Genomic DNA, 12656 nt, shown 5'->3' with positions numbered 1-12656 from the left:
CCACCATTACCAACAATGGCACGATTGGCGTGTCACTGATCGGCCTTGGCAATGTCGTTGATGCGACTACGGTGGTGACCTATGGCGGGGGCGGCGACAATGAGAGCACTAATGGCAGCAATAACGGGCGGGTGGGATTGGGCTCTTCGTCGGGCAATACCTTCCTCAATGCGGGAACGGTCAACGGCAGCGTGCACCTGGGCGATTCGACCGGTGGTAATACCTTTACCGCCGTGGCCGGATCCACGGTCTCCGCCGGTGGCAGTCTTATCGGGGCCGGCGTGCTCACGGGCGTAACCGGGGTCAAGGTTGCAGCGGCGGGCACTGTCAACGCAGGCGCCGGTACTGGTGCCGCCAGCAATATGCTTGTACTGCAGGACAACGCAAGCAACAACGGCCCGCTATCGAGCATCGGCTGGACCAACTACATCGGCTTCCAGAAGCTGACCGTCAACAGCGGCACCTGGAACCTGCAGGGACCGTGGTCGGGTACCGGTGCGGTGACCCTCAATGGCGGTCTGGCCAACTTCAATGATCCAGGCGCGTTCGGCTTGGGCACAATCACCAGTGCCGGCGGCAGCATCGCGGCGAGCACGGCGGGGCTGACCCTCGCCAACAATTTCTCCCTCGGCAGCGGCCTTGGGCTATCCCTCGGTGGCAGCAACCCCTTCAGTCTGGGTGGCGTGTTGTCCGGTGGGGGTAGCCTCACCGTCACTAATACCGGTGTGGTGACACTGGGCGGTGCAAACCTGTTCAGTGGCGGCGTCAACCTCAATGCCGGTGGCCTGGTGCTGGGCAATGCCGGTGCGCTCGGTAGCGGCAACCTGACCGTGGGTGGCAGCGCCTCGCTGGATACGACGGCGGGCTTCAACCTGGGCAACAACCTGGTGGTCAATGGCGGGGGCTCGCTGAACCTGCTGGGCAGCAATGCGCTGACATTGAGTGGCTCGATTTCCGGTGCCGGCAACGTGACCAAGAACGGTGCCGGCACGCTGACCTTGAATGGCGCCAATTCGCTGACCGGCAGCTTCAACCTGGCTGGCGGCGCATTGGCGCTGGGCGCGGGTGGCAGCCTGTCGCCCACCGGTGCGATCACGCTGGGCGTTGGTACCAGCCTGGATCTTTCAGCGGCGACCAACCAGACCATCGGCTCGCTGGCCGGCCTCGGTGGTTCGGTCAATCTCGGCAGCCACACGCTGACCCTCGGTGGAGTGGGCGATACCAGTTATGCCGGCACGTTCGCCGCAGGCACCGGTGGTCTGATCAAGCTGGGTACCGGCGTACAGACCCTGTCCGGTGTCAATAACCTCAGCGGCGGCGTCGCGCTCAACGGCGGTGGCCTGCTGCTGGGCAACAACGCCGCGTTGGGCAGCGGCACGCTGTCTATCGGCGGCAATGCCACGCTGGATGGCACGACCGGGTTGGCGTTGACCAATGCCGTCGACCTCGGTGCCGGCGCCAGCCTGAATCTGCTTGGCGGGCAGGCGCTCACGTTCAACGGGGTGATCGGTGGCGCCGGCGGCTTGATCAAGGATGGTGCATCGTCACTGACCCTCAACAGCGCCAATACGTTCGGCGGTGGTCTGGCGCTCAACGCGGGCAGCCTGGTGCTGGGCAACGGCGGTGCACTGGGAGCAGGGGCACTGAACGTCGGCGGTGCGGTATCGCTCGACGCCAGCACCGGGCTTACCGTGGGCAATGGCATCACACTGGGCGCCAGTGGTTCGCTCAATGTGCTGGGCTCGAACGCGCTGACGCTGGGGGGTGTCATTGGCGGGGCCGGCAGCCTGGTCAAGAACGGCGCTGCCACGCTGACGCTGGGCGGCGCGAACACGTTCACCGGTGGGCTGGCGGTGAATGCCGGAACGGTGTCATTGACCAGTGGTGGCAGCCTGGCGGCGACCGGCGCGGTCAGCCTGGCCGGCGCGGGCAGCACACTGGATATCTCGCTGGGGGGCAACCAGACCATCGGCGCACTGTCCGGCATCGCTGGCAGCACGGTGACGTTGGGCAGCAGCACGCTGACCTTCGGTGATGCCACCAACCAGACCTTCGCCGGCGTGATCGGCGGCACCGGTGGCCTGATCAAGCAGGGCAGTGGCGTGCAGACGCTGACCGGCGCCAACACCTTCAGTGGTGGGCTGAATCTTGCGGCCGGCGGCCTGGTGCTGGGCAACGCCGGCGCGCTGGGAAGCGGTGCGCTGACGGTCAGTGGCAACGGTTCGCTGGACACCACTGCAGCACTCAACCTGGGCAATGCGATCAACCTTGGCGCGGCATTGACCCTGCCGGGCAGCCAGAACCTGACCCTGGCCGGCAACATCACCGGCGCCGGCAGCCTGGTCAAGAACGGTGCGTCGCTGCTGACGTTGAACGGCAACAACACGTTCAGTGGTGGACTGAGCGCAAACGCCGGAAGTCTGCTGCTGGGCAACAACGGTGCGCTGGGTACCGGGGCGCTCAGCGTCGGCGGGAGTGTTTCGCTGGACGGCAGTGCCCCGCTGAGCTTGGTCAATGATGTCGCGCTCGGCGGTGGTGCGCTGCTGACGCTGCCGGGCACACAGGCCATTACTCTGGGCGGCGTGGTTTCCGGCGCAGGTGGCCTGGTGAAGAACGGTGCCAGCTTATTGACCCTCAACGGCGCAAATACCTTCAATGGTGGGCTGACGCTCAACGGTGGTGGCCTGCTGCTGGGCAATGCCGGTGCACTCGGCACGGGCGCACTGAATGTCGGCGCAAGCGCGACGCTGGACAGCAGTGTGGCGCTCAGCCTGGGCAATGCGGTGAATCTGGGCGGAGGCACGGTACTGAACCTGCTTGGCACGGAGAATGTAACGCTGGGCGGTGTCATCGCCGGAACCGGCGAACTGGTCAAGAACGGCGCTTCGACGCTGACCTTGAATGGCCCCAACACCTTCTCCGGTGGTGTCGGCCTCAATGCCGGTGTGCTGCGGCTGGGCAATGCCGGCGCACTGGGCACCGGCGCACTGGATGTGGGTGGCAACGCGTCGCTGGATGCCAGCGCCGCACTGAACCTGGGCAACAGCATCGGCCTGGCCGCAGGTGCCAATCTGACCGTGCTGGGCAGCAACGACCTGACGCTGGGTGGGCCGGTGTTCGGCGCCGGTGGATTGATCAAGGACGGTGCGGCACGGTTGACCCTGAGCGGTGCCAACCTCTATGCCGGCGGCACCACCATCAACAACGGCACGCTGGCGCTGGGGGCCGGTGGCAGCCTGGCGGCGGGCGGCGATGTGACGCTCGGCAATGCCGGCGCGGGCTTTGACATTTCCGCGGCCGGCGGCAACCAGACCATCGCTGCGTTGAACGGCGTGGCCGGAACCGCGCTGACGCTGGGCGGCAATTCGCTGACCTTCGGCAGCAATGCCAACGCCACCTTTGATGGCGCGATCAGCGGCACTGGCGGCCTGGTCAAAACCGGTACTGGCATCCAGACGCTGTCCGGTGCCAACACCTTCAGCGGTGGCCTGGCGCTCAATGGCGGTGGGCTGGTGCTGGGCAACGCCGGTGCGCTGGGGACCGGCGCGCTCGGTGTGGGTGGCACCGTCAGCCTCGACAACACGGTGGCACTGAACCTTGCCAACGCGGTGAACTTTGGTGCCGGTACACAGCTGACGCTGGGCGGTAGCAACGATCTCACCCTTGGTGGCGTGGTGGCTGGCAACGGCAGCCTGATCAAGAACGGTGCAGGCCTGCTGACGCTCAGCAACACCAATACCTTCGGTGGTGGCTTGGCCTTGAACGGCGGTGGCCTGGTGGTCGGCGCGAACGGCGCACTCGGTTCCGGCACGCTGGCGGTGAATGCCAGTACCACGCTGGATGCAGGCGCTGCGGTGACACTGGGCAATGCAGTCACGTTGGGCTCGGGCGTTGCACTGACGTTGCCGGGCAGCAACGCGCTGACGCTGTCGGGTGTGATCGGCGGCAATGGCAGCCTGATCAAGAATGGTGCCACCACGCTGACGCTGTCCGGTGCCAATACCTACTCCGGCGGTACCACCATCAACGCCGGTACGCTGGCGCTGGGCATGGGCGGCAGTCTTGCCGCAGCGGGTGATATCACGCTGGGCGCAGGTGCTGGCTTCGATATCTCCGGTGCCGGCAGCAGCCAGACCATCGGCGCGCTCAACGGTGCGGGCGGAAGCACGCTGGCGCTGGGCGGCAATTCGTTGACCTTCGGTACGGCCGGCAACGCCGCGTTCGACGGCGTGATCAGTGGCGGTGGCGGTCTGATCAAGGTGGGCGCGGGCGTACAGACGTTGTCCGGCGCCAACACCTTTAGCGGCGGCGTGACACTCAACGCAGGCGGGCTGGTCCTGGGCAATGACGCGGCGCTGGGCAGCGGCGCATTGACCGTTGGTGGTGCCGCCACGCTGGATACCACCGGCCTGGCAGCGCTGACCAACAACATCACGCTCAACGCCGGGCTGACCGTGCTCGGGACCAATGCACTGACGCTCAACGGCGTCCTGTCCGGGGCCGGCAGCCTCACCAAGAATGGCAGCGCGACGCTGACCTTGAATGGCATCAACACCTACACCGGTGGCACCAACATCAACGCCGGCACGCTGGCGCTGGGGGCCGGTGCCAGCCTGGCGGCGAGCGGTACCGTGAACCTCGCCACCGGCGCCACGCTGGATCTGTCTGCCGGCAGTGGCACGCAGCAGTTCGGCACGCTGGTCGGCAACGGTACGGTGAACCTCGGTGCCAACTCGATCGAGGTCGGTGGCGCCACCAATGGCACCTTCAGCGGCTCGATCGCAGGCACGGGTGGCCTGACCAAGGTCGGTGCCGGTATCGAGACGCTGACCGGTGCCAATACCTACACCGGCGGGACCTTCATCAATGCCGGCACGCTGGCGATTGGTCCGGGCGGCAGCCTGGCCGCCAGCGGCGCTGTGACGCTGAGCGCTGCAGGCACCGGCTTCGATATCTCCACCGCAGGGGCCAGCCAGACCATCGGGTCGTTGAATGGCGTGGCGGGCTCGACGGTGAGCCTGGGGGCACAGACGCTGACACTCGGTGGTGTGGGCAACAGCCTCTTCGATGGCGCGATTTCCGGCACCGGTGGCCTGGTCAAGAATGGCGCCGGCATCCTCACGCTGGGCGGCGCCAATCTGTTCAGTGGTGGCGTTGCACTCAACGGCGGTGGACTGGTGGTCGGCAACAACGCTGCGCTCGGCAGCGGTGCGTTGACGGTCGCAAGCAACGCGACACTGGATGCATCGACCGGCGTCAACCTGGCCAACAACATCAACCTAGCTTCGGGTGCCAATCTCGACCTGCTCGGCAGCCAGGCGCTGACACTGGGCGGTGTGATTTCCGGCACGGGCGGGCTGATCAAGGACGGTGCGGCCACCGTAACCCTGAGCGGTGCCAACACCTACACCGGGGGTACCACCATCAACAGTGGCACGCTGGCGATCGGTGCCGGTGGCAGCCTCGCCGCAACCGGCGCGGTGAACCTGGCCGGCACCGGCACGCTCGACATCTCGGCGGGCAACCAGGCCATCGGTTCGCTGGCCGGCGTGGCCGGCAGCACGGTGGCACTGGGCGGCAGCACGCTGACCCTGGGTGGTACCGTGGACAGCACTTTCAACGGTGCGATCAGCGGCAATGGCGGCCTGATCAAGAACGGCGCAGGCGTGCAGACGCTCAATGGCGCCAGCACCTTCAGCGGTGGCGTGGCGCTCAACGCAGGTGGCCTGGTGGTCGGCAACAACGCTGCGCTGGGCACCGGTGCGGTGACGGTTGGAGGCGCGGCTACGCTCGATTCGAACTCCGCGGTGACGCTGGCCAACAACTTCATCCTCAACAACGGATTGACCGTACTCGGCAGCAACAACCTCACCCTCAACGGCAACCTGAGTGGTACCGGCAGCCTGACCAAGGAGGGAGCAGCGACGCTGACCTTGAACGGCACCAATACCTATACCGGTGGCACCAACATCAACGCCGGTACGTTGGCACTGGGCGCCGGCGCGAGCCTGCACGCCAGTGGCATCGTCAACCTGGCCTCGGGTGCGACCTTCGATCTGTCGGCGGGTAGCGGTACGCAGCAGTTCGGTACCCTGATCGGCAGCGGTACGGTGAATCTGGGCGCGAACACGCTTACGATCGGAGGCGCTACCAATGGCACCTTCAGTGGTTCGGTGGCGGGCACCGGCGGCCTGGTCAAGGAAGGTTCGGGCACCCAGACGTTGACCGGCACCAATACCTTCACCGGTGGCACCACCATCAACGCTGGTACGCTGGCGATCGGCGCCGGTGGCAGCCTGGCTGCCACGGGTGCGGTGAATCTGGCCAACGCCGGTACCGCCTTTGACATCAGCGCGGGTGGCCCGCAGGCCATCGGCTCGCTGGCAGGCGTGGCCGGCAGCACCGTGGCGCTGGGTGGCAGCACGCTGACACTCAATGGCGTGGGCAACACTACGTTTGCTGGTGACATCACCGGCACCGGCGGCCTGGTGAAGAACGGCGCTGGGATCCAGGGCCTGACCGGCAGCAATACCTTCAGTGGCGGCGTGGCACTCAACGCCGGTGGCCTTGCGTTGGGCAACAACGGTGCACTGGGAACCGGCACGCTGACCGTGGGCGGCAATGCCAGCCTGGACGGCACCACCGCGCTGACCCTGGCCAACACCGTGCAGCTGGCCAGCGGCACGCTGACCCTGGCCGGCAGCAACGCGCTGACCTTGAACGGCCCGATCAGCGGTGCTGGCGGCCTGCTGAAGGATGGCGCAGCAACGGTCACCCTGGGCGGTGCCAGCACATATACCGGTACCACCACCATCAACAGCGGCACGCTGGCGGTGGCGGCCGGTGGCAGCCTGTCCGGTGCCAGCACGGTGAACCTGGCCGGCGCCGGCACGTTGGACATCAGTGCCGGTGGCAGCCAGAGCATCGGAGGCCTGGCCGGCGTGACCGGATCCGGCGTGGTGCTGGGCGGTGCGACCCTGACCACCGGCGGTAACAACGGCAGCACCACCTTCGGCGGTGTGCTCAGTGGCACCGGCGGTCTGGTGCAGAGCGGTACCGGCACGCTGACCCTGAGCGGCGACAACGTCTATACCGGTGGCACCACCATCAACGGTGGTAGCACGCTGCAGATCGGCAACGGTGGCAGCACCGGTTCGGTGCTGGGCGACATCACCAACAATGGCAGCCTGGTCTACAACCTCGGTACCACGGCAACCGTGGGCGGCGTGGTCAGCGGCAGCGGCGGCCTCACCCAGGCTGGCAGCGGCACACTGGTGTTGACCGGCAACAACACCTACACCGGCGGTACCACCATCAATGCCGGTGGCACGCTGCAGGTCGGCAATGGCGGTGCGACCGGTGCGATCGTCGGTGACATCACCAACAACGGTGTGCTGGTGTCCAACGTGGCCGGCAACACCACGCTGGGCGGCACCATCAGCGGCGCCGGTGGCCTGACCCAGGCCGGTGCCGGCACGCTGACCCTGACCGGCAACAACACCTATACCGGCGGCACCACCATCAATACCGGTGGCACGCTGCAGGTCGGCAATGGCGGTGCGACCGGCGCGATCACCGGCAACGTCGCCAACAACGGCAGCCTGGTGTTCAATGTCGGTGGCAACACCACGGTCGGCGGTGCGATCAGTGGCACTGGCGCGCTGACCCAGGCCGGTGCTGGCGTGCTGACCCTGGTCGGCAACAACAGCTACACCGGCGGCACCACCATCAATGCGGGTGGCACGCTGCAGGTCGGCAACGGCGGCGCCACAGGTTCGATTGCCGGTGACATCACCAACAATGGTGCGTTGATTTCCAACGTGGCCGGCAATACCGCGCTGGGCGGCACCATCAGCGGTACGGGTGGCCTGACCCAAGCGGGCAGTGGGTCGCTGGTGCTGACCGGCACCAACACCTACACCGGCGGTACCACCATCAATGCCGGTGGCACGCTGCAGCTTGGCAACGGCGGTGCGACCGGCTCGATCGTGGGCGACGTCACCAACAACGGCACGCTGGTGTCCAACGTGGCGGGCAACACCACGCTGGGCGGCACCATCAGCGGCAGCGGCGGCCTGACCCAGGCCGGCAGCGGCACGCTGACCGTGACCGGCAACAACACCTATACCGGCCCGACCACCATCACTGCCGGTGGCACCCTGCAGGTGGGCAATGGCGGCGCGACCGGTGCGATTGGCGGCAGCGTCACCAACAACGGCAGCCTGGTGTTCAACGTGGGTGGCAACACCACCGTCGGCGGCGCCATCAGCGGCAGCGGTGGCCTGACCCAGGCCGGCAGCGGCACGTTGATCCTGGGCGGCAACAACACCTATACCGGTGGCACCACCATCAACACCGGTGGCACGCTGCAGGTTGGCAACGGCGGCGCGAGCGGTGCCATCGCCGGCAACGTCAGCAACAACGGCAGCCTGGTGTTCAACATCGGTGGCAACACCACCGTTGGCGGCACCATCAGTGGCAGCGGTGGCCTGACCCAGGCCGGCAACGGCACCATCACGCTGACCGGCAACAACACCTACACCGGCGGCACCACCATCAATGCAGGTGGCACGGTGCAGGTCGGCAACGGCGGGGCCAGCGGTTCGGTCACCGGCAACATCACCAACAACGGTGGCCTGATCATCAACACCGGTGGCACCACCACGCTGGGCGGCACCATCAGTGGTGGTGGCAGCATCGTGCAGGCCGGCCCGGGGGGCCTGAACCTGGGCGGCAACAGCGGTGGCTTCAGCGGTACCGGCCAGGTCACCGGCGGTGGCCTGAATGTCACCGGCAACATCGGCGGCCAGTGGACCATCGGCAGCGGCACCACGCTGTCCGGCACCGGCACCATCGGTGGCGCCGGCGGTGGCGTGACTGTATCCAGCGGCGGCGTGCTGTCGCCGGGCAATGGTCCGGGCAACGGCAGCGGTGCGGGCAATGGCACCGGCACGATCACGGTGGGGGGCAACCTGACCCTGTCGCCGGGCAGCACGCTGGGCATCGATCTGGGTGCCACCGGCAGCGACACGGTGCAGGTGGGCGGCAGTGCCAACGTGGCTGGGAGCACCGTGCAGGTGAACACCATCTCGCCGAGCACCAGCTACCAGCAGGGCCAGCAGTACACCGTGGTCAACGCGGGCGGTGGGGTGAGCGGGCAGTTCGCCTCGGCGACCACGCCGTCGGCCTTCCTGACCATCACCCCGGTCTACACCGCGAACACGGCCAACCTGCAGATCGACGTGGCGCAGACCGCGGCATTCACCACGGCGGCGAAGACGCGCAACCAGTACAACACCGCCGCAGCGCTGGACAGCCTGCCGCAGAGTGGTTCGGCACTGGGCCTGTACAACACGCTGCTGATGTATGACGCGGGTACCGCGCGCGCTGCCTTCGACCAGCTGTCCGGTGAAGTGCATGCGGCCAGCCGCGCGGTGCTGCTGTACGACAATTACCTGGAAGAGGGTATCCGCCAGCGCCTGGGCAGTGAGCTGCCGACCGTGCGTGGTGAGCGTGCTTCGGCGTGGCTGGCCGGCAGTGGCAAGGTGTTCCGCCAGGACGGTGACGGCAACGGCGATGACATCCGCTCCAACCGCAATGCGCTGATGGCGGGCGTGGACTGGCCGCTGGGCGAGCACGTGGTGCTGGGTGCGGCCGCAGGCAACGAGCGGCTGGATACGCGCCTGTACGATCGCAGTTCGCGGGCCCGCCTGCGTGGCAACACGTTCGGCCTGTATGCACAGGGCCAGTGGAACAACGGCTTCGCGGTGGGGGGCAGCGTATCGCGCGGCGACTACCGTACGCGCACCACACGTGAGGTGCCGCTGCTGGGCCAGACCTTGTACAGCCGCCAGGACTCGGACGTGACCATCGCGCAGGTGGAGAGCAGCTGGACCTGGACCCATGGCAGGACCCAGCTGCAGCCGTACGTGCAGTTCACCAAGCACTGGGTCGACAGCGATCGCGCAGTAGAGCAGGGTGGCACTGCTGCACTGGAGCTGGAAGGCGGCAAGGACACGCTCAATGTCAGCACCGTGGGCGTGCGTGGACGTTGGGATGTGGGCAGCGGCGAGCGCTTCCCGGCACAGCTGACGGTCGGCCTCGGCTGGCAGCACGCCTCGGGTGACACCGATGTGGCCAGCCGCAACCGCTTCGCCGTCGGTGGCAACGCGTTCGACGTCTACAGCGCGGTGATGGCACGCAATGCGCTGGTCAGTCAGGTCGGCGTGGCGGTTGGGCTCGGCCGCAACAGCCAGCTGTCGATGTTCGTGCAGGGCCAGCACGGCGATGGCCGCCGTGATGTTGGCGGGCAGATCAACCTGCGCGTAGGCTTCTGAGGGGAGCGGGCCAGCGGTAGATCCACGCACTGCGCGGATGGGGCCGGGGCGGGAGCGCTAGAGCTCCCGCTCCATTTCCACGGCGTCGATCCCGGCGCCGTGGCCATCGGGCACGATCCGCGTCACCTGGAAGCCCAGCCCGGCATAGAAGCCCTGGGTGTGCTGGCTGGTACTGAGCGCGATGCGCTTGATCGAGGGATCCGCTTCAGCCTGGCGCAGGCGTGCCAGTGCCAGTTCGCGGCCCAGTCCATGCCGGTGCAGCGCGCGCTGGACCATCCCCCAGCAGAAACCGGCACTGCCGTCGCTGCGTCGCGACAGGCCGCCACAGGCCACGATGCTGCCATCGCGCTCGATGACCTGGAATGCACAGTCCGTGGCTTGTTCGCGCAGGAAGCGTTCAAAGTCGCTGCGCTCTTCGGGCGCGAAGTAGGTGGGTACGTTGCTGTCGAAAATCGACAGGCAGGCGCTGGCATCTGTGGGGTAGTAGAGGCGGAGGTTCATGGGCCCACGATAGACGATCGCCAGTAGATCCACGCCATGCGTGGATTCATGGGCGTGATGCCGTGCGTGTATCCCTCAGGCCGAGATTCCCGCCAGCACCGCATACATCACCACGAAGCTCACCAGGAACAGGTAGACGCCGCCGATGGCCAGGTAGCGCAGTACGGTCAGCGCCTTGTTGCCGCCGTACACGCGTTGCTGCATCCACAGCAGATAGACCGGTACTGCCAGCCACAACAGTGCATACAGCCATTGGCTGACGGCGCCGAATGCGGGTGATGCGAGCGCGCTGCTGCTGCCGGCGATGAGGAAGGTTGCCAGCAGCACCATCATCAGCCAGCAATGGCTGTACAGCGCCACCACCAGGTGTTCCAGATAACCCATCGCCCGCGGAATGTAGGCGACGCGCAGTACCAGTGCGAACACCGGCATCAGGAAGAACAGGGCGCCGGGCAATGCGGTCAGGATCGCCTGCATGTACAGATCGGTCTTGCCCCCCATGCGCTGGATGTTGGCGTTGCCGTTGTGCAGGCGCTTGTTGAGCCAGTTGTTGGCGAACCGGGGCCAGCCGGCCATCACGATGGGGTTGGTGTCCGCATCCCAGGGCTTTCCGTTGACGGTGTGGTTGAAGAACGTGCCGTGCTCCGCCGCGGCGGCCTGCTTGCCGATGCCAGTGAGTTCGGCTTTGCGCTGCGCGGCTGCGGCATTCACTGCGGCCCTGGCCATGGCGAAGCCGGCGTTGCCGGTTCCGGGTGAGTTGGCCTGTTGTTGGTCGATCAACGCCAGCTGCGCCGCGCGGGCGGCTTCGACCTGCTCCACTGTCGTGGTCTTGGCGTACACAGAGTTGGTGCCACCGCCGATGCTGAAATCGTCGACGTGCACGAAGAGCTTGCCGACGAAGAACGTAAACAGGGTGAGGATGACGAACAGCCGCAGGGGCTGCACGTATCCGACCCGGCGGCCCTTGAGGTAGTTCAGCGCGATGCGGCCCGGCACCCAGAGATCGCGCAGCGTGCGGAAGATACGCCCATCGAGATGCCAGAAGGATTCGAACACTTCTTCGATGGCATGACCCACATGCTTGAGCGGGTTGTGCGCCGATTGCCCGCAGCGATGGCAGTAGTGGCCGTGCAGGGCGGTGTCGCAGTTTTCGCAGGCGGCGTGAGCGCTGTCGATCGAGCTCATGGGCAATGGGCCAAGCGTCGGTTGAAGGCGCCTACGATAGCGAATTTTCAGGATTCGTTCAGTTTTGTTTTGGGGTGCTATCGAGCGTGCGTAAGGCGATCAAGCGCATCCACGCATGGCGTGGATCTACTGATGGATCTGGAGGAGCAAGCTCCTCTGTTGAGGGGCTGCCCCGACAGGAGCGGGGAGAAGGCAGGCAAAGGGAGGGGCCCAAACGTTGCGCAGCAACGATTGGGGCGAAGCGCGCGCAGCGCACTTCGCGTCCCGCGCCAGCTTGTTTGAGGAGCATGTGGGGAAGCAGGGGGGGGGCGCGCGAAGAGCATCCACGCATGGCGTGGATCTACCGACGTCTCTGGAGGAACAAGCCCCTCTGTTGAGGGGCTGCCCCGGCAGGGGCGGGGAGAGGCAGGCAAAGGGAGGGGCCCAAACGTTGCGCAGCAACGATTGGGGCGAAGCGCGCGCAGCGCACTTCGCGTCCCGCGCCAGATAACTGAAAAAGGCTGCCCTTTCAGGCAGCCTTTTTCAGTTATCTGGCGGAGAGAGGGGGATCGGATCGACCCAAATCTAACCCTTTGACCCTGCAGCAGATCGCAAACCGGACATGTGTCCTGTGTTGTGTCCCGTGATTGTAAA

General features: G+C 66.4%; 3 protein-coding genes. 1 reads left to right on the top strand and 2 read right to left on the bottom strand.

Translation table 11 applies throughout. From position 1 onward, the window contains the following. Positions 1–10337, top strand: a 10337-nt coding sequence (locus ARC63_RS14980; protein WP_057503676.1) for an autotransporter-associated beta strand repeat-containing protein, incomplete at its 5' end; no start/stop codon positions are given. Between the two features lie 57 nt (positions 10338–10394). On the opposite strand, the gene ARC63_RS14975 is transcribed toward ARC63_RS14980, so the two are convergent. Together ARC63_RS14975 and ARC63_RS14970 are read right to left on the bottom strand one after the other, a co-directional pair. Further along, positions 10395–10838, bottom strand: a complete 444-nt coding sequence (locus ARC63_RS14975; RefSeq protein ID WP_057503675.1) for a GNAT family N-acetyltransferase — start codon at positions 10836–10838, stop codon at positions 10395–10397. Positions 10839–10913: 75 nt separating this feature from the next. Next, positions 10914–12023: a DUF3667 domain-containing protein gene (locus tag ARC63_RS14970; RefSeq protein WP_057503674.1), complete on the bottom strand. Its 1110-nt coding sequence runs from the start codon at positions 12021–12023 to the stop codon at positions 10914–10916. Positions 12024–12656 lie beyond the last annotated feature (633 nt).

It is taken from the genome of Stenotrophomonas geniculata ATCC 19374 = JCM 13324 (assembly GCF_001431625.1).
GTDB lineage: Bacteria > Pseudomonadota > Gammaproteobacteria > Xanthomonadales > Xanthomonadaceae > Stenotrophomonas > Stenotrophomonas geniculata.
The sequence above is the reverse complement of the archived record's forward strand: the minus strand, read 5'-3'. Positions and strand labels throughout refer to the sequence as shown.